Genomic DNA, 18135 nt, shown 5'->3' with positions numbered 1-18135 from the left:
GCACGGGTATCCCGTGCAAGATCTGATCTTATCTCATTAAGACGCGAGCGGGGCCTTTCCGTATTTGGCCCACAGCTGCTCGCAATCTCTGGCTCGAAGAGTTGGAGTTCCCAAGTCGCCGTATACAACCATTGCGGCACGCACATCGTAGCCCAAGATTGGAGCATTGGCGACAAACTGGACGGCCTCACCCAAACGGCAAACGTCAATAGCGGCCTCGGTTTTGTTGGTGCTATCGAACACACCCAGGATCTGGGCTTCCTTGTTCCTCACTTCCAAAACAGCTGCCAGCGCTTCTTCGGTCATCATGTGGCCTGTCGACGAACCGCTTCTGCATTGGGCATCGATGAGACAACGCTTCGCGGCGTGTCCCGAACGCGCCGAGCGCTTCGCGACATTTGTTGATTGCACCTTGCCGCGAACCATTCGGCGCCATCGCGCGTCAACCCTATGAGGCATTGGTTAGCGAAATCCGCCGGCACGTCCACGAAGGTGTCAAATACGGCCCAAGTGTCGGTCGGCTCCTGCACGATCACGAATCTCATATTAGACACTCCTAATGGAATAACTCGCAAGGAGGGCCCGCTGTTCCGCCAACTTGTTCGCCATCGAATCGACAATGTATGAGCTCGGCCACGACCGGTGCCGATCCGGTAGAATGCCGACTTCGCTTCCTCAAGGATGAACGTGCCGAGACGTCTTAAGATCGGCAGCGGAAAAGTTCGGGTGGGAACAGTGGAGCAAATCCGAGGCCGCGGGCGGGAATCGGTTTTGCGCGATACAAGAACTTGCCGCCATGACAGCGGTGGCGATAGCGCTTGGCCGACGAAAACGCCCGCTGGCGGGACTTTGTAGTCGTCGAGGATCGGGCGCTTGAGGCCGCCAGGATTCGACAAAATACTGTATCGCCTCCATGATGTTTCCAGATGGTGACGACATGCGTTCGGGACGAAATCGAAGGCAGTCAGTTGTTTGGAAGGCCGTTGCCCTTCTGCTGGCGGCGTTAGCGATCACGGCGGCGATCTTTAGCTTTAGCTTTGAGAAGCCGCGACGCGCCTCGCCGCGGATCACGGTCTCGGCTGTCTCGTCCTTCAATTCCAGCGGTGTCGTTCCTGGCCCAACGGTTACAGCGCCTTCGAAGAGCCTCGGCGGTGTCGCTGCCAATCGGGATATCTGGCTCGCAATTAGCTGGAAATTTTCCGACGAAGAGCGAGAGCTGAATGCCGTCACGGTTGGAGGCGTTCCGGCAAGGCGCCTGGTCCGCAGCAACGAGGTGCCCGATAGCGCCAATTCTGAGATCTGGATGGTTTCCGCTGGGACCGGCGATGCTTTGGAAAACACCATATCAGTAGATATCGCGTTCACTTTCGACGGCGGCAACCCGTCGATCACGACCCAAGTCTATCGCGTGACTGGAGCTTCCGAGATACCGGCTGTGAGCGCTGCCGCAGGAAGGGACTTCAGCATTTCCATCACCATTCCGAACAAGGGCGTCGCCCTCATATCGCTGATTGCTCCCGGGACCACATCCGGTTCGTTGAGCAATGTCACCGAGGACTTCAACGGTCTTTGCGGTAAGGACTTCCTTGGCATCCATGCATCAAAAAAATCGACCTTCCGTCAATCCGTGACGGCCAGGTTTTCGGGAAGCGCAACTGCCGCATTTGCTGCGGTCGCGCTGCGGCGGGCCAATAGCCGCTTTAGCAAATCCTGAAACAAATGCCCCTGCAGACCGTTGGCAATCTGCCAGACACACTCTGGCTACCTCAGACCCTCCCGCTGGCTTCGGCCGGCGGGCTTTTTCGGGTGCGCCATGCCGTCGACCTCGATAAGCGCCAACGTGGGCGGCGAATTCGGCTTGCTCGGCATGCGCAGAATGGGCGTGGAAAGCTAGCGGGCCGATTGTTTCTTAGCGTATTGGGCGACTGCACAGAGGAAGGCCATTGCGGCGGCGTCGCACGCCGTGCGAGACGGGCCCTTGGCGAAAAGAACCGCATCCGCGGCTGGAATCGTCAGGCCATGCTTTTGGGCGAAAGAGATAACTTCATATGGCTGATTTTCAGATTGATTGGCGATGCCGAAATCGTCAGTCATGGACTACACCTCCCAGTTCGCGCCCTTTTTCCTCCTGACGCTGAGGCAAAATTAACTCCCGGTGTGTCACGCAAGTCTAGCAACTGGGGATTGTGTAAAACGATAAAACTCCGCACCGCCTACATCCTGTTGTTGTCGATAATGCCGGCCTCGCCGTCGGGTAAATGGTGCCGTGCCAAACCGATATAGGCAGGAGGTCGAGAGGCTCCCAGCGGACTCGCGAAACAACGATCATCTAAATTGCTGCAAATAGCGGCCCAGCCGCGCTCACCTTCTACTTGCAGATGGTCAAATCCTAGGCGCGGTCCTGCTATAATCCCGAATGGCCGTCCGAATAGTGGTTGTCCTGGCGCTTCTTTTCGCCTTCGCCTACGGATTTGCAAAACTCGTGGAACGTTATGGCGGCGTTAGCGATCAGCCCTCTCCGTGTGCACAGTTGTCAAACCTGGATTGCCCAGACCCGAACGCGCCGCCCGCAGAGTAGCCTCCGATTTCGGGAAATGGCCGGCGCCCGTTGGGCGGGGGCTTTGGGTAAAGGGCGTCGGCCAGGCGGGCAATCAAGTCCGCCGCCAGACAGTAACAGACAGGCCGACTGCACGTATGGTGTGATCGCAGAACATTGCTAGGCGCTTCCGTCCATCTCGCTTCCTCGTTCGCACCGGCGGATAGCCACTCGCTCAGCATAATCTGAATAAGATCCCGATCGGCCTTCATCTCAGCAGCCAGGGAGTTGAGAGCGTCTTCTTCAGTGCTCTATCGGCACGCCGACAACGTCTCTAAGCATCAATGCAGCGCACGAGGAAAATCTGCAGGTCGGAGCGCGAGCTGTCCACGATCGGTCCGCGGCACAGCGCACACACCTCTTCGTCGCAGCGGTCCTTTCCGAATACACTTACGCAACATATCGCCGATCACGCGCGTTCTACCGATGGAAGAGCTATGGCCGATCTAACAGACGGCCTCCAGGCGGCGACAAGACGGAGGCAATCATGATGCCAAAGTTCAAAGAAGCGCTTGAGCGCGGAAAGGAGGCTCGGCGTCAGCACGAGGAGCACGCCCACGACGAGACGGCGTAGCAAGTTGCCCCTGTGACCGACTTCGGTGCGCAGGCCAGGGCTTGGCTAAACGATGTTGTGGTTGCGTCGTTGGAAGCAGCCAAGGCTGACGTGGCAGGCGAGATTTCTGTCGACATAGACACCGCCCCACGCCTGGACCAAGCGTCAACACCGTCTATTCGGTTCAAAATCTACAGGAAGCAAGGACCCCAGAAAAAGATAAGAAGGACGTTTACCGTCAGCGTTCAGGTGAGTGGAGGAGTCTCAGTGTCCGCGCGTGGGATCGTGGCAAAAGATGTGGGAAACATAGGCGATAGGTCTGACGAGCGGTTCCGCAACTTGGTAGCCGAACTGATCGAGGACGCCGCCAAAGGCACGTAGACGAGCTGTAGGCAGGGTCGTGGAAAGGCTGTATGAAAAACGGGCTCCTCGCCTTGCCTGACCACTTCACCACGATGCATGACAACGACGTCATCCGCGATCGCGCGAACCGTCGCCAGATCATGGGTGATGAACATGTAGGAGAGAGCCGCTGCTAGCAGGCGGAACTGCCTCTTACCCCCGGGTCGCGGGCGCCTTTTCGTGCATCACTCGCCATTTCCGCGGGCCGCGCTCGTTCGGAGAGCCCGGATATGCACCGCTCCAGCACCTCCAACCGAAATTTGTGCCTACGCAATTGTTGGCCAAGTTCGGCGAGTTTCAACATTCCGACAGAGCCAGATGACTCCGCGATGAGCTCTCGCTCGAGGGCCGCTATGTGCTTTCTCAGTTCGAGGGCCTCGCCGAGCCGCACATCCCTGACCCAAGTTCGAGCACGCATCGCACCATCTCCAGTCGGAAACTCGCCTGATCATGGCATGCGGCAGTTAAGCCTCGGCAATCCAATTGTCTCGAAATTTAGCAATCGCTAATCTGAAAGGTGCGCCGTGTGAAAAGGCCGGTGCAGCGCCCTTGCCAAGCACCAACTGCACCGGCCCTGCGAGACTAGAAACCCGCTCTAAACTCACTTTATAACAGATGAGCAATCTCTCAAATCAGACTGAGGGCCCACGGTCGCTAGGCACAAAGACCCGAGGTGCGCCACCGCTACCCCCAGGACGCGCGAGGCACTTCTGCGACGTAGGGCAGCGGCCAGCAAAGACGCGCTGGTGAAGCCGAGCGCCGGGCTGCCCCACAATGGATCATTTGCCGCTGGCACCAGAATTGCAGTGTCAGAAGCGCCGGGTGTTGGGGCCCGGCAATTGGGGCGGTTGGGGGCCTCGCCGCTTCGCGAATGGAGCGGCGAGGTTTTTCGTTCAGCTAACTGCCTTCAGGCGGCCCGGCAACCGAGCGGGGTAGCCCAGGTTGTGGCCTGCCACCCAGCCGCCATGTTAAGCCTCTTTTTGATCGCGCTTGCCGTCGCTCATAATTGGTATTCCGGCTACCATGATCCGGTCACCGGCTATGAATGCTGCGACGACAAGAAGGATCGTAGGGTCATCAGCCCGCGCTGTGTCGAGCCGCTGGTCGGTTCGGGCCTGACGCGCCGCTAGGGACGATCTACACTCCCCACACCAGCCCGACCGGCTACGGCATCAAGCGGCTCTAGACGGTCGCCACACAGCGTTTGCCCAGTATCCACAGGCGACGGACCGATCGGTAAAATTGTCCGGGTTCCGTTAAGGTCTTCCGCATTAGCGCCGGCTCATGGTCTCGATGTTGCTAGCAACGAAGCCCGCTGCCGCCCCAACAGCCCACCCCCCAGGCAGCGGGCTTTCTCCCTTCGCATTTCAAGCGGCTTATGTTTTCGGGGTTTGCAACAAGCGAACACGCGACCAGCAGAAACAGGGCAAGGCCCTCCTCGAAGAACTGCCAAATGGCTTGTGCGCCAGGCCGCGCGAGACGCGGGCCTTCCTAATTCTCCGCGTGGCTGAAGACGACAGCGCCGTCGTCCTTGCGAACTTCATCGGACACAATCCCATCGTCGCCGTTTCGAGTCTGGAACATGGAGATTGCATGGTCTTTCGCGACCTTCTCGGCGTCGAAAGTCATCTTATCGACGATGCCCTGTCTTCCATACCAGCTGACAGTGTAGGCCATTGTGGCTCCCCTATTCCGCCGAAGCATATAGGCGTCCGGCTTGTCACGTCACTTTGGCACCAGTCGCCGCCAGGCAGGCAGCTTTCGCCCACAGGAACGCGTCAGGAGGCGCAAGGCGCATCTCAAGCAGAACGCGCGCTGGCGGGCATCCTTGTGGCGGTTGCATCAAAGTCTAACGATCGGGAAAGCGCACTAGAAAGGACGTGCGGTAACAGTTGATTCAACCATTGCTGGTATTTTAGAGAAGTGTGGTAGCGGCTCCGACAGTGCGGCGGGGGCTGGGTTGCCGGAGCCGCCAGCGCAGCCAGGGGTAGTAGTTGACCGCGCTGTCTCAGAATAGGACAGCGCGGTCTACGATTGGTTAATTCAGCAAAAGCTAACGGAACGGAAACAGCTCTGCGATATTGAATCAAATTCGATGTTGCGGGGCATTCCATGCGTAAGCGTGCCGGCGGGGTCCGGTTGTCGTCATTCCTCCGCTGATGCCAACCTTGGTCGAGAAACCTCCCGAGGGCGAGGGCTGGATTCACGAAGTCAAATTCGACGGCTACCGCTCACAGATCATCATCGACGACGCGGACGTTCGCATCTTCACCCGTCGTGGTCTGGATTGGTCGGCAAAATATCGAGACTTGGTTGATGCGGCTAAAGAATTGAACGTCCAAAACGCCATCGTTGACGGCGAGATCATTGTCACCAATGAGGTGGGGCTGTCCGATTTCGCAGCCCTGCGGAAAGCCATCACGCGGCGCCGGCACGTCTCTATTTCGTCGCCTTCGATCTGCTGCACCTGAACGGCCACGATCTGCGCGACATGTCTCAGGAAGACCGTCGCGACATTCTTGTCAGCATGATCTCTACAGGTGGTCGCATTCAGTTCAGTCAGGCTTTGCAGGGCGAGGCCAAGGCAATCTTCCACCTTGTCGATCAGGCCGGTCTGGAGGGCATGGTATCGAAGCGCAAAGACAGCAAATATCGAAGCGGCCCCTCGACCAACTGGCTGAAGGTGAAATGCTACAGAATCGACGAATACGAGTTGCTAGGCGTCGAACGCGAGGCCGGTAAGCCAGCCTTCGCTCTGATGGCCGAGCGCGGGACCGGGCGCTATGTCGGCTCGGCCTTCATCACCTTAAACCGGGAGATGCGCGAACGCCTCTGGGAGCGCGTGCAGGAGCATGCGGGCGCCGCGCCCAAGGGCATGAAGCGGCCGGCGACGCAATGGGTCAAGCCGGGGCTGATCGGCCGTGTGAAGCACCTGCGGGGCGAGGAAGATTTGCGGCACGCGTCGTTGCAGGATTTCAGGGAAGAGGATTGAACAGCCCAGTAGCAGCGGCCCGACGGCCGGGGGGCTGGGGTGGCTTGGGCTTTGACCGCCGGGCCTACCGGAAAACGGGGTAGTTCGCCGGCGGGCGAACTATAGGCCGTCCTCGCCTTATTGGTATTTGGCCAAAAGGCGCACGTTCTGCTCCCTCAAATCGGATGAGCCCGGGCTCGGTTGAACTTATTGCGCGGATCAACAACTGTTCACATAGCAGCATCGCCTCTAACCGGTGCTGCATGTTGGGGGTGACCCAATCGGCCCGCGCCCCGCTAGCCTTTGAGGGCGCGGGCGCGGCTGCCGAAGAGGCGCTTCACCTTTCCTTCACCATGTTAGCGCACGTTCATAAGCGGACATGCTGGTGTAGCTCGTATATGCCAAAGGCCCCGGCGCAGATCCAAGCGCCGGGGCCTTTTGGTTTCGTCCCCCTACGGCTGGGTAATCTGGCTCGCCTTGCGTCTTTGTGCCCAGTGATCTTGGGGCCCTCAGTCTCAATTGAGAGATTGCTAATCTGCTATAAAATGCCTCCAGAGCGGGTTTCTAGTCTCGCAGGGCCGGTGCAGTTGGGGCTTGGCAAGGGCGCTGCACCGGCCTTTTCACAGGTCGTTGACGCGCGGCCGGCCGCTTAGTTAAGAGATCACTAATATAATAAACCCATCGTTAAAGTTGTCTGGAATCGTCCCGCCTATCGTGCATTTATGGCAGTAGCGGTCGATTTCTCAGGAATGTAGCCGCTCCGATTGAGCCCGCCGCGTGGTCCCTCCCGTGGCGGGTTTTTCGTTGAGCGAATAGGGTGCCGGCTGGCCGGGCCTGCTTCCGTTCCCGAACCGTCCAAGAGACGCTCTTACGTTAGGGAATGCTAAAAAAGGCACACCCAGCGGTCCGGCGGTCGAGGGCGGTTGGGTGCGGTTGGGTGCGGTGTTTCGGCCGCCGGGCCTAGCCGACATGAGAGGGGATTTTGTCGGCATAACCCATTATAACGTCTTTTCTAATTTAGTAAAACCAAAGAGCTAGCTCCTCTGCCTCTCAAATCGGATGAGCCGGAATTGAATCTCTCGTTTCGGCGGGAACCTGACGACCGATCCGAAATTAACGGTTATGACGACTCGCAGAAGAGAGTTCTTGGATCAGGCCCTGCGGCGCTTAGAAAGGGCCTCTAATAGGTCCGCTTCCTCCGTGCTCCCGCACCGGAAAACGCTGACGATTTCCTCAGCGAGGTCTTCCCTCTGTTCCGTGTCTTTTTTGGCTAGGCGACGCTCCATGCAAAGTTGGTCGAACACCCGCTGGAGCAAGTCCAGATCAGCAGGATCGAACACTCCGCTGTAGTGTCGCAATGGCATTGGCCGTCCCTCAACACGGCTGATGCGGGACTATCTCATAAACGATGAATGACCGCTAGGCACACCCAGCGGCCGGCCAAGGTCAGCATCTCACAACTTTGACGTGTGTGCAAAGAGCCCTCTGCGGCCCTTGCCAGCACCATCGATATCAGGAATATAATCCTCCCGTTGCGGCGACCCCTTCAACGGAGATCGCCTTTCCCATGACCATGAAATACCCCTTTGTCGAGGACACGCTCGGCAAGAAAGTCGCGATCGGCACCGGCCTGTCAGTCGATTGCATTACGTGCCGGCGTCATGTCGTGCTCGACGTGCCGGCGCTAGCCCGGCGCCTGGGCGACGACCATGGATGTATGCATTGGGATTTGATCAAGGTGCTGTTCTGCCAGCCGTGCCGGGACGCGGGGCGCCCTGACCGCAACCTGGTTTTCACAAACCATACTGTGACGCCGGACAAGAGGCGCTAGGCGCTCGCCTCTACCTGCAGATGGTCAAATCGTAAGCGAGATCCTGCTATGATTCCGAATGGCCGTCCGAATAGCGGTTATCCTGGCGCTTCTTTTCGCCTTCGCCTACGGATTGGCAAAACTCGTGGAACGTAATGGCGGCGTTGGCGATCGACCCTCTCCGTGTGAGGAATGGCCAAACCCTGATTGTCCAGACCCGAACGCGCCGCCCGCAGAGTAGCTGTTCGGGCTTGATGATTTCAGGAGAAAGATGGCCGGCACCCGTTGGGCGGGGGCCAACCGTATCGGTATAGCCACCGGCCGAGCGCGCAGCCGCGTCACGCGCGCTGTTCGATCAAGCGGATGACCTCGTCGATGTCCCTTGGCACGATGTCGAGTTCCTTCAGGCCAGGCACGTCGATTGCTGCCACGTTGTCGTGACGCATAAGATCGACCTGGTTACGCGTTATGGGCGCCGCCGGAAGGAGCTCCGCGACGCCAGCCAAGGCGTTCCATACCGCAAACGGCACCGGCATCAGCTTAATGTTTGTGTGGAGCTGTCGGGCGATCTCAATAAGCAGTTCCTTATAGGTGTAGATGCGCGGGCCACCGAATTCGAATATTGAGGAACCCTTGTGGTTTCGGCCGTCGATCAGCCGGCTCACGGCTTCTGCGACGTCTGCCACGTAGACCGGTTGAAGCCGTGTGCCACCATCGCCGAACAGCGGATAGACCGGCAGGAGGCGTATCAGCCTCACAATGGTCGTGAGGAAAGCGTCGTCAGGTCCTGTCATGACGGAGGGGCGCACAATGAAAGAGCCGGGAAATGCGCTTTCCACGGCCGCTTCTCCGCGCCCACGTGCCCGAATATAATTCGAATCCGATTGAGGATCGGAGCCGATCCCCGAAATCTGGATGAACTGGTCGACCTTGCCATCGCGCGCCGCGGCGGCGAGATCAGCCGCGGCCTTCACATGGACGCGTTCGAAAGTCTGGACGCCCTGCTCGACATAGAGACTGACTGCATTCACGATCGTTCTGATCCGGCAATGGCCGAGCCGATCGAGGACGCATCCAATATATCCGCCTCGACTGCTTCGGGCATCCATCCATTCGATGAAAAGACCGGACCCACGCGAGCCGAGTGGCGGGTTGCGGCGCGGACCGTGAAACCCCTTTCCAGGAGACGCTTCACAATCCTGCGCCCGAGAAAGCCTGTTCCGCCGAACACAGTGACGATCCGTTCCTTGTTGGGATCGTCAGGATCCATGGCTCGCCGTCCCTTGTCGCATTCCTGCCGAACGCTTGCCGCGAGGCTTGCGTATGATTCAACCCGTCGAATATCGGGGCGGCTGGAGAACAACACAGGAATGCTTTTGTTCCAGAAAGCAATTGAGCAGCGGGGGAACGCTACCGCGCCAGGCCGCGCCCCAAAGGCATTCGCATTTTCGCCGATGCCCGCCTCCAATGCCGAACGAAGCTGGCCGCGCACACCGCCCTCTTTCTGCTTACGCAACATAATGCCGATTGCGCGCGTTCTACTCGATGGAGGAGCTATGGCCGATTTAACAGACGGCTCGGCGACAAGGATCGGAGGCAACCAGGATGCCTAAGTTCAAAGAAGCGCTTGAGCGCGGAAAGGAAGCTCGCCGTCAGCAGGAGGAGTATCCCCGCGATGAGAAGGCGGAGCACGGGGCCCCTTTGGCGGACTTCGGCGCGCAAGCCAGGACTTGGCTAAATGACGTCGTTGTTGCGTCGTTGGAAGCGGCCAAGGCTGACGTGGCAGGCGAGATAACTGTCGACATAGACACCGCCCCACGCCGCCAGGTCAAAGCGTCAACGCCGTCAATTCGGTTCCAAATCCACAGGAAACGAGGACCGGAGAAGAAGATCAGAAGGACGTTCACTGTCAGCGTTCAGTTGAGTGGAGGAGTCTCAGTGTCCGCGCCTGGGATCGTGGCGAAAGATGTGGGAAACATCGGCGATAGGTCTGATGAGCGGTTCCGTAACTTGGTAGCCGAGCTGATCGAGGACGCCGCTAAGGGCACTTAGCCAACCTATAGGCAAGGTCGTGGAAGGCTGTAGTAGACAAACGCTTGGGATCGATCCCGGTGTCTTCCCACACACTTGCGGGCTCCGGGGGTAGCACGCTGCTCCGTCGCCTCGGGAATTGAGACCTTGGCTACACCCACTCGGCGCGACCAACGGAAGAACGTCGGCAACCGTCTTAGCCGACAACGTCTTCAATCGCGCGTCACGCCATTCTAAAAGGTTCTGCTTTGTAAGTCGCCTGGCGTCATCGTGGCGGAGGAACTTGGCGAGGTCGGCAAAGACCGGCGTCCAGCGTCGCTCGGCTTCTCTACCCTTCCCCACAGCCTTGCGGGCCTCGAGGTAGTCGACCAGCAACCCTTTCAGCGGAACTGGCGTAAGCTCGTCGGTGACTGGCGCAGTCTCAGAGATAAGAGGATGTGCTGGCTTTCCGGTGTAGTCGCCTTCATCGCGCTCGGCAACGCGGGACAGAGCCTCATATTCCGAGATGCAAATGGCGCGCGCGAGTTCGCGCCATTCGTTCGACCCAAATTCGGCCGTTGTGTTTCCAATTTGCCGAAAACGTGCGATGCGATTTTCAACTAGTTCGGCAAGGTCAGCGTCATTTAGTTGCCCGGCAATCCCACGCCGCAACTGTGCAACGACGAGGTCGTTGATGGAGATAGAGGCCCATTGCGGGCCGGCATTCCTAAGCGCGTCGTCTTGCGCGAGCCGATCGTTGTAATTGCGTAGGGCGATCTGATCGAAAGACAGCGGATAGCGGCCGACCACCTTGGAAGGTTTGCCCGCCTCCGCGGCACGGCGCTCGCCAAGTGCTATTTTATGCTGGAGGTTGGCGACCGCGCCTGGAAGGGCCCTCAGTGCTGTCTTATAGTCAGGACCAAGCGCCGTTCGCAGTTCGATCTTGCCATCCATGAAGGGCCGAAGCTCCTTCGGGATGACCAGTCGAGCAAAGTAGCGGCCCTTTCGATTCAGGAGATGTAGAACTCGCCCCGCCATCGATTCCTTCCCTTTTGTTACATGATTTGTAACATCAGATTGGACAGGAAGCCTTATATGTCAAGGGTTTCAGCAATTTCAAGGGGATAGGCTGGTGCTGCGAGAGAGGATTGAACTCTCGACCTCTCCCTTACCAAGGGAGTGCTCTACCACTGAGCTACCGCAGCCGCCGATGGCGGGGCTTCTGCCATATCGAACCGGCAAGCGCAAGGCCAAGCGCAACGCATCTGTGAAAGCCTTTGCCGGATAGCTTTTGATGACATGGCGGCGCCACAATGTTGGCTATCCCTGAATGCCGGGCTGGCGGGTCGCCGGCCGGGACGGGTCGATGGACGACAAGACAATTCCACCGAAAAAGAGTGGCGCGAGCCGCAAGGACAGGCTTGCCGAGCAGTTGCGCGCCAATCTGCAGAAACGCAAGGCGCAGTCGCGCTCGCGGCGAACCGGCGCGGCCGACGAGCGGCCTGAAGGGCTGCAGGCGTCGGGCAAAACTGGAAAGGATTAACTCAAATCAGCCACACTGGCCGGCCACACTTGGTCCAAGGCTGTGGAAATCCTATTCCTTGAACCAAGCCGGCCAATGGTCTAGACGGGCCGATACTCAAACGATTGAAACCGGCCTTTCGGCCGAGGGGACGTTCTTCCATGGATCGCATCAGAATTGTCGGCGGCAACAAGCTTGCCGGAAGCATTCCGATTTCGGGCGCCAAAAACGCAGCACTTCCGCTGATGATCGCCTCGCTGCTCACCGACGACACGCTGACGCTGGAGAACGTGCCGCATCTGGCCGATGTCGAGCAGCTGATCCGCATTCTCGGCAATCACGGCGTCGATTATTCGGTCAACGGCCGCCGCGAGAAGCAGCAGGAAGGCTATTCGCGCACCATCAATTTCTCCGCCCGCAACATCGTCGACACCACCGCGCCCTATGAGCTGGTGTCGAAGATGCGCGCGTCCTTCTGGGTCATCGGGCCGCTGCTGGCGCGCATGGGCGAAGCGAAAGTGTCGCTACCCGGCGGCTGCGCCATCGGCACGCGTCCGGTCGATCTGTTCCTCGAAGGCCTGCAGGCGCTGGGCGCCGATCTCGACGTCGACACCGGCTATGTCATCGCCAAGACCAAGAACGGCCGCCTCGTCGGCAACCGCTATGTGTTCCCGAAAGTGTCTGTGGGCGCCACCCATGTGCTGATGATGGCGGCGTCGCTGGCCAAGGGTGAAACGGTGCTTGAAAACGCCGCTTGCGAGCCCGAGATCGTCAATCTCGCCGACTGCCTCAACGCCATGGGCGCGAAGATTTCCAGCGCCGGCACGCCAACCATCACCATCGACGGCGTCGAGGTGCTGTCCGGCGCCCGCGTCCGGGTCATTCCGGACCGCATCGAGACCGGCACCTATGCCATGGCCGTGGCGATGACCGGCGGCGACGTCGTGCTGGAGGGCGCCCGTCCCGAGCTTTTGCAGACCGCGCTTGACGTCATTGCCCAGACCGGTGCCGAGATCACGCCGACCAATTCCGGCATCCGTGTGCGGCGCAACGGCGCCGGCATTGCGCCGGTCGATGTGACGACGGCGCCCTTCCCGGCCTTCCCGACCGATCTGCAGGCGCAGTTCATGGGCCTCATGACGATGGCCAAGGGCAAGTCGCGCATCACCGAGACGATCTTCGAAAACCGCTTCATGCATGTGCAGGAGCTCGCCCGGCTCGGCGCCCACATCACGCTCTCCGGCCAGACGGCGATCGTCGACGGTGTGTCGAAGCTTAAGGGCGCGCCCGTGATGGCGACAGACCTGCGCGCCTCGGTGTCGCTGGTGATTGCCGGCCTTGCCGCCGAAGGCGAGACCACGGTCAACCGCGTCTATCACCTCGACCGCGGCTTCGAGCGGCTGGAGGAGAAGCTGTCCGGCTGCGGCGCGGTGATCGAGCGGATTTCGGGGTAGGCGATTTTCGCAAGGCCTGGCGAGCGGTCGGACGGACTGGAAGACCTCCAGATTCCTGCCTGAGCATGTTCTTTTCCGAAAACCGGTTTCCACTTTTCGGGATCATGCTCTAACAGAAGGCGGAACAGTCAACTTTCAGGTGCGAAATCCGCATGAATGCCCTCAAGCTTGTCGCCCTCGACGATCAGGATCTGAGCATCGTCTCGGCCCATGTCCAGGATGCTGTGATGAAGGTCGGCGACCTTGAATTCCTGCCGGCGGCCAAGCGCTTCGTGCTGACCATGAACCGCTTCGTCTGGGAGGCGAAATCCGGCCTGTTCCGCCAGCACAATGAGCGGCGGCAGGCGGTGCTGCATTTCGACCGGGTGCTCGGCGCCAAGACCAACGGCATTGCCCGAAACAAACCGGCCGAGGTGCTGTCGCTGCTGGCGATCAGCTTCGTCGAAATCAGCAAGCCGGCCGGCATCGTCGAACTGATCTTTGCGGGCGGTGGCACGATCATGCTCGATGTCGAGTGCATCGAGGCCCGCCTTGCCGACATTAGCGGCGCCTGGGAAGCAACCTCGCGCCCCGTGCACAGGGCCTGATCGCATCAGATGGCCATCACGCTCCGCCAGTCCGAAACCGATTTCGAACAGCGTTTCGCCGCCTTCCTGTTGACCAAGCGGGAGGTGTCGGAGGACGTCGATGCCGCCGTGCGCGCCATCATCGCGCGCCTGCGCGCCGAGGGCGACGCGGCACTGATCGACTACACGCTGAAATTCGACAAGGCCGACCTGAACAAGCTCGGCATTGCCGTTTCGAGGGACGACATCACCAAGGCTTATGCAGATGCCGATCCGGCGACGATCGAGGCGCTGAGCTTCGCGCGCGACCGCATCCGCTCCCATCACGAGCGGCAGAAGCCGAAGGACGACCTCTATACCGATGCCGCCGGCGTCGAGCTCGGCTCGCGCTGGACGGCGATCGAGGCGGTCGGGCTCTATGTACCGGGCGGCACGGCGAGCTACCCGAGCTCGGTTCTGATGAACGCCGTGCCGGCCAAGGTGGCGGGCGTCGAGCGCATCGTCATGGTGGTGCCGGCGCCCGGCGGCGTCATCAACCCGCTGGTGCTGGTGGCGGCTGATATTGCCGGCGTGTCCGAGATCTACCGCGTCGGCGGCGCGCAGGCGATCGCCGCACTCGCCTATGGCACCGAGACGATCAGGCCGGTCGCCAAGATCGTCGGGCCTGGCAATGCCTATGTCGCGGCCGCCAAGCGCCAGGTGTTCGGCACCGTCGGCATCGACATGATCGCCGGGCCGTCGGAAGTGCTGGTCGTGGCCGACGGCAGCAACGATCCCGACTGGATCGCCGCCGACCTTTTGGCCCAGGCCGAGCATGACGTGTCGGCGCAGTCGATCCTGATCACCGACGATCCGGCTTTCGGCAGCGCAGTCGAACAGGCTGTCGAGCGCCAGTTGCAGAGCCTGCCGCGCGCCGAGACGGCTGCGGCGAGCTGGCGCGACTTCGGCGCGGTGATCCTGGTGCCGGCGATCGAGGCCTCGTTGCCGCTGGTCGACCGCATAGCGGCCGAACATGTCGAGCTTGCCATCGACGAGCCGGAGGCCTTTCTGTCCAGGATGCGCAATGCGGGTGCTGTGTTCCTCGGCCGTCATACGCCGGAGGTCATCGGGGACTATGTCGGCGGCTCCAACCATGTGCTGCCGACGGCGCGTTCGGCCCGCTTTTCCTCAGGCTTGTCCGTGCTCGATTTCGTGAAGCGTACCTCGACCCTGAAGCTCGGGCCGGAGCAGCTCCGGGCGCTGGCGCCGGCGGCGATCGCGCTGGCCAAGGCGGAGGGGCTGGATGCGCATGGACGTTCCGTCGCCATCAGGCTGAACATGTAGCAACCATGTCTGACTACGATCGAACCCGCGCCAGGCTGATCGACGTCGAACTCGACGAATCGATCGGCCGTTCGACGCCCGACGTCGAACATGAGCGCGCGGTGGCGATCTTCGACCTGATCGAGGAAAACAGCTTCCTGCCGGTCAATGACGACGGCGCCGGGCCTTACCGGCTGAAGCTGTCGCTGGCCGAGTCGCGCCTGGTGTTTGCGGTGGCGCGCGAGGATGGCGCTGCGGTCGTCACCCACATCCTGTCGCTGACGCCGCTGCGGCGCATCGTCAGGGATTACTATTTGATCTGCGAAAGCTACTACGACGCCATCCGTTCCTCGACGCCCAGCCATATCGAGGCGATCGACATGGGGCGGCGCGGGCTGCACAATGAGGGTTCGCAGACGCTGATGGACCGGCTTGCCGGCAAGATCGACATCGACTTCGACACGGCGCGCCGGCTGTTCACGCTGGTCTGTGTGCTGCACTGGCGAGGTTGACCTGCCTGCCCCTCTGCCCCGTTCGATCCTGTTCCTGTGCGGCATGAATGCCGTGCGCTCGCCGATGGCCGAGCAATTGGCGCGGCGCATGCTGCCCGTCGCCACCTTCGTCGCCTCGGCCGGCGTGCGCGGCGGCGAGCGCGACCCGTTCGTCGATGCGGTGCTTGCCGAGGAGGGTCTCACGCTCGGCGAGCGGCAGCCGAGAACCATGGACGATCTCGAGGACGACTATTTCGACCTGATCGTGACGCTGGCGCCGGAGGCGCACCATGCCGCGCTCGAACTCACCCGCTCGCTCCCCGTCGACGTCGAATACTGGCCGATGCCGGACCCGACCGGCGCCGGTGGCACGCGCGAGCACATCATGGCTGCCTATCGCGACGTGCGCGAGCGGCTGAAGGCGCGGATATCCGGCCGTTTCCTGGCGCCACGGGCAAAAAACGCCGCGGATTAAGCGTGTTCACAAGCGGGCGATTATCATATAGGTTCCGCCAAAATTCCGGCCGGCGCGCTGGAACTGCCATCCAAGCAAAGGTATCGAATGCCGAAGGAAGAAGTCCTCGAGTTTCCGGGTGTCGTGACGGAATTGCTGCCCAACGCGATGTTCCGGGTGAAGCTCGAAAACGAACACGAAATCATCGCCCATACGGCCGGCCGCATGCGCAAGAACCGCATCCGCGTGTTGACCGGCGACAAGGTCCTGGTCGAGATGACGCCCTACGACCTGACCAAGGGCCGCATCACCTACCGTTTCAAGTAAGATCAAGAGCCTGCCGGAATCGCGATGAGCATTTTGCAGAAGCTGGTGCTTGCTTCGGGTTCGCCGCGCCGGATCGAGCTTTTGCAGCAGGCCGGCATCGAGCCGGACCGCGTTCTGCCGGCCGATGTCGACGAGACGCCGCTGCGCGCCGAGCATCCGCGCTCGCTGGCCAAGCGGCTGTCGAAGGAGAAGGCCGAGAAGGCGCTGGCCTCGCTGCAGAGCGAGGACGACCATGCGCCCGCCTTCGTGCTCGCCGCCGACACGGTGGTGGCCGTCGGGCGGCGCATACTGCCCAAGGCCGAGACGCTCGACGACGCCGTGAACTGCCTGGGCTTGCTGTCCGGCCGTTCGCACCGGGTCTATTCCGGCATCTGCCTGATCACGCCTGGCGGCAAGCAACGCCTGCGCCTGGTCGAGACCAGGGTACGCTTCAAGCGGCTGCCGCGCGAGGAGATCGACGCCTATGTCGCCTCCGGCGAATGGCGCGGCAAGGCCGGCGGCTACGCTGTGCAGGGCCTGGCCGGCTCCTTCGTCGTCAAGCTGGTCGGCTCCTACACCAACATCGTCGGCTTGCCGCTCTACGAGACGGTGGCGCTGCTTTCCGGCGAGGGCTTCAAGGTCCACACCAGCTGGCTCACCGCGCGGCCATGAGCCTGGACGACAAGGTGACGCCGCTGCGCCCAAAGCGCCCCTGCCCCGAATGCGGCAAGCCCTCGGCGCGCGAAACCTATCCATTCTGCTCGACGCGCTGCAAGGACATCGACCTCAACCGCTGGCTGAAGGGCGCCTATGTCATCTCGGCCCGCGACGACGAGGAAGAGCCGGACACGGACGGGCCGAAATAGGGCTGTTCGGCGCCGGCGCTGCGACCAATCCCCTTCGCCCCGTTTACGTGGAGAAGGTGCCGGCAGGCGGATGAGGGGCGGCGCCGACGGCGACAATTACACGTATCGAGGGCGCTATCATCTGCCCGATGCAATTGCCCTGGAAATCAACGCTTAAGCGCTGGACAGGCGGAATTCCCGTGCTATAACCCACGCGCTTTCAAGGGGCGCCCACGGCGCCTTCCTGAAATCCGGTCAGCGACATCTCGTTTGCCGGCGAGGCCCAGATAGCTCAGTTGGTAGAGCAGCGGACTGAAAATCCGCGTGTCGGTGGTTCGAATCCGCCTCTGGGCACCATCACTTCCCTCAAGAAAATCAACGCTTTTGGTAATCAGGTGCGGTGTACCCATACCTGTTTCCATGTTGCAAACCGCAAGTGTGGCGGCTCGGAAGAGGCTTGGCTGCGATCGAACGCGCCTCGTAGTTTCATCGCCGAGGATGGTGGCGGCGCTGGCGACCTGGCTGCGGCGTCTGTGATCGGCTTCTTCGGGTCACAGACGCAATCAGCAACTCCAAGGATCCGGAATGCATTGGATCGCGGAGCCTGGTGAGGATGCCGGGCGACGCTTTTGGCGTGCTCACCGCAGCGCATGTCCTCGACAATCGTCGGAGCTGAGGGTTTGACATTGTGTGTGCCGTACAAGGGAGATCGTCGAAGCCCATGGCAGTTAATACTTTAGGAGACCCTGTGCGGACAGTTTCGAGAAGATTGGGAACCCCCCTACCCTTATTCGGTACTTACTGCCCCTACATGCCTTTGATAGCTTGAGTGACATGCCTGAGGGTTGCCTGG

The 18135-nt window shown here is 60.6% G+C and carries 20 protein-coding genes, 2 tRNA genes and 1 pseudogene; 16 read left to right on the top strand and 7 right to left on the bottom strand.

Annotation, left to right across the window (positions count from 1 at the left end):
* Nucleotides 1–36: 36 nt before the first annotated feature.
* Nucleotides 37–426 (bottom strand): hypothetical protein, encoded by a 390-nt coding sequence (locus ACSQ3Z_RS08325; protein ID WP_436170818.1) that lies wholly within the window; start codon nt 424–426, stop codon nt 37–39.
* Between the two features lie 511 nt (nt 427–937).
* Between ACSQ3Z_RS08325 and ACSQ3Z_RS08320 the strand changes: the two genes are divergently transcribed.
* The gene (locus ACSQ3Z_RS08320; RefSeq protein ID WP_436170817.1) at nt 938–1714 is read left to right on the top strand and encodes a hypothetical protein; all 777 of its coding nucleotides are present in this window, start codon (nt 938–940) and stop codon (nt 1712–1714) included.
* Nucleotides 1715–1890: 176 nt separating this feature from the next.
* Here ACSQ3Z_RS08320 and ACSQ3Z_RS08315 read toward each other — a convergent pair whose 3' ends face one another.
* Nucleotides 1891–2094, bottom strand: a complete 204-nt coding sequence (locus ACSQ3Z_RS08315; protein WP_436170816.1) for a hypothetical protein — start codon at nt 2092–2094, stop codon at nt 1891–1893.
* Nucleotides 2095–3182: 1088 nt separating this feature from the next.
* On the opposite strand from ACSQ3Z_RS08315, the gene ACSQ3Z_RS08310 reads away from it, so the two are divergent.
* The 3 genes from ACSQ3Z_RS08310 (at nt 3183) to ACSQ3Z_RS08300 (ending at nt 4681) form a co-directional block, all read left to right on the top strand.
* Entirely contained in the window at nt 3183–3530 is a 348-nt protein-coding gene (locus ACSQ3Z_RS08310) for a hypothetical protein (protein WP_436170815.1), read from the top strand.
* 32 nt (nt 3531–3562) lie between these two features.
* Nucleotides 3563–3688 (top strand): hypothetical protein, encoded by a 126-nt coding sequence (locus tag ACSQ3Z_RS08305; protein ID WP_436170814.1) that lies wholly within the window; start codon nt 3563–3565, stop codon nt 3686–3688.
* 828 nt (nt 3689–4516) lie between these two features.
* The gene (locus tag ACSQ3Z_RS08300) at nt 4517–4681 is read left to right on the top strand and encodes a hypothetical protein (protein WP_436170813.1); all 165 of its coding nucleotides are present in this window, start codon (nt 4517–4519) and stop codon (nt 4679–4681) included.
* A 361-nt stretch (nt 4682–5042) separates the two neighbouring features.
* On the opposite strand, the gene ACSQ3Z_RS08295 is transcribed toward ACSQ3Z_RS08300, so the two are convergent.
* The gene (locus tag ACSQ3Z_RS08295) at nt 5043–5228 is read right to left on the bottom strand and encodes a hypothetical protein (RefSeq protein ID WP_436170812.1); all 186 of its coding nucleotides are present in this window, start codon (nt 5226–5228) and stop codon (nt 5043–5045) included.
* 482 nt (nt 5229–5710) lie between these two features.
* Between ACSQ3Z_RS08295 and ACSQ3Z_RS08290 the strand changes: the two are divergent.
* Nucleotides 5711–6543 (top strand): annotated as a pseudogene (locus ACSQ3Z_RS08290) (ATP-dependent DNA ligase).
* Nucleotides 6544–8089: 1546 nt separating this feature from the next.
* Complete coding sequence (locus ACSQ3Z_RS08285) at nt 8090–8353, top strand: hypothetical protein (protein WP_436170811.1); 264 nt, start codon at nt 8090–8092, stop codon at nt 8351–8353.
* A gap of 317 nt (nt 8354–8670) precedes the next feature.
* On the opposite strand, the gene ACSQ3Z_RS08280 is transcribed toward ACSQ3Z_RS08285, so the two are convergent.
* The 4 genes from ACSQ3Z_RS08280 to ACSQ3Z_RS08265 all read right to left on the bottom strand — a co-directional run bounded on the left by ACSQ3Z_RS08280 (nt 8671) and on the right by ACSQ3Z_RS08265 (nt 11547).
* Nucleotides 8671–9441: a complex I NDUFA9 subunit family protein gene (locus ACSQ3Z_RS08280; protein WP_436170810.1), complete on the bottom strand. Its 771-nt coding sequence runs from the start codon at nt 9439–9441 to the stop codon at nt 8671–8673.
* Nucleotides 9360–9851, bottom strand: coding sequence for an NAD(P)H-binding protein (locus tag ACSQ3Z_RS08275; RefSeq protein ID WP_436170809.1), 492 nt, complete (start codon nt 9849–9851; stop codon nt 9360–9362). The genes ACSQ3Z_RS08280 and ACSQ3Z_RS08275 overlap by 82 nt, the downstream gene beginning before the upstream one ends.
* Nucleotides 9852–10267: 416 nt before the next feature.
* Nucleotides 10268–11296: a hypothetical protein gene (locus tag ACSQ3Z_RS08270; protein ID WP_436170808.1), complete on the bottom strand. Its 1029-nt coding sequence runs from the start codon at nt 11294–11296 to the stop codon at nt 10268–10270.
* A 176-nt stretch (nt 11297–11472) separates the two neighbouring features.
* A tRNA-Thr gene (locus ACSQ3Z_RS08265) sits at nt 11473–11547 on the bottom strand.
* A 161-nt stretch (nt 11548–11708) separates the two neighbouring features.
* On the opposite strand from ACSQ3Z_RS08265, the gene ACSQ3Z_RS08260 reads away from it, so the two are divergent.
* The 10 genes from ACSQ3Z_RS08260 (at nt 11709) to ACSQ3Z_RS08215 (ending at nt 17639) form a co-directional block, all read left to right on the top strand.
* On the top strand, nt 11709–11885 hold the full coding sequence (locus tag ACSQ3Z_RS08260; RefSeq protein WP_436170807.1) for a hypothetical protein: 177 nt from the start codon (nt 11709–11711) through the stop codon (nt 11883–11885).
* Between the two features lie 140 nt (nt 11886–12025).
* Entirely contained in the window at nt 12026–13318 is a 1293-nt protein-coding gene (gene murA / locus ACSQ3Z_RS08255; protein ID WP_436170806.1) for a UDP-N-acetylglucosamine 1-carboxyvinyltransferase, read from the top strand.
* A 152-nt stretch (nt 13319–13470) separates the two neighbouring features.
* A complete protein-coding gene (locus ACSQ3Z_RS08250) occupies nt 13471–13905 on the top strand; it encodes a DUF2948 family protein (protein WP_436170805.1) in 435 nt (144 codons plus the stop codon).
* A gap of 9 nt (nt 13906–13914) precedes the next feature.
* Nucleotides 13915–15207 (top strand): histidinol dehydrogenase, encoded by a 1293-nt coding sequence (gene hisD, locus ACSQ3Z_RS08245; RefSeq protein WP_436170804.1) that lies wholly within the window; start codon nt 13915–13917, stop codon nt 15205–15207.
* Nucleotides 15208–15212: 5 nt separating this feature from the next.
* Complete coding sequence (locus tag ACSQ3Z_RS08240; protein WP_436170803.1) at nt 15213–15698, top strand: UPF0262 family protein; 486 nt, start codon at nt 15213–15215, stop codon at nt 15696–15698.
* A 1-nt stretch (nt 15699) separates the two neighbouring features.
* Nucleotides 15700–16152, top strand: a complete 453-nt coding sequence (locus ACSQ3Z_RS08235; protein ID WP_436171869.1) for a low molecular weight phosphatase family protein — start codon at nt 15700–15702, stop codon at nt 16150–16152.
* A gap of 87 nt (nt 16153–16239) precedes the next feature.
* Complete coding sequence (gene infA / locus ACSQ3Z_RS08230) at nt 16240–16458, top strand: translation initiation factor IF-1 (protein WP_006200926.1); 219 nt, start codon at nt 16240–16242, stop codon at nt 16456–16458.
* A 24-nt stretch (nt 16459–16482) separates the two neighbouring features.
* Complete coding sequence (locus tag ACSQ3Z_RS08225; RefSeq protein ID WP_436170802.1) at nt 16483–17109, top strand: Maf-like protein; 627 nt, start codon at nt 16483–16485, stop codon at nt 17107–17109.
* Nucleotides 17106–17303 (top strand): DNA gyrase inhibitor YacG, encoded by a 198-nt coding sequence (gene yacG, locus ACSQ3Z_RS08220; RefSeq protein ID WP_120018472.1) that lies wholly within the window; start codon nt 17106–17108, stop codon nt 17301–17303. The genes ACSQ3Z_RS08225 and yacG overlap by 4 nt, the downstream gene beginning before the upstream one ends.
* 260 nt (nt 17304–17563) lie before the next feature.
* Nucleotides 17564–17639: transfer RNA gene (locus ACSQ3Z_RS08215), tRNA-Phe, on the top strand.
* The last annotated feature ends 496 nt before the right edge of the window (nt 17640–18135 follow it).

The sequence above is a fragment of the Mesorhizobium sp. LjNodule214 genome (assembly GCF_964252735.1).
Taxonomy (GTDB): domain Bacteria; phylum Pseudomonadota; class Alphaproteobacteria; order Rhizobiales; family Rhizobiaceae; genus Mesorhizobium.
The sequence above is the reverse complement of the archived record's forward strand: the minus strand, read 5'-3'. Positions and strand labels throughout refer to the sequence as shown.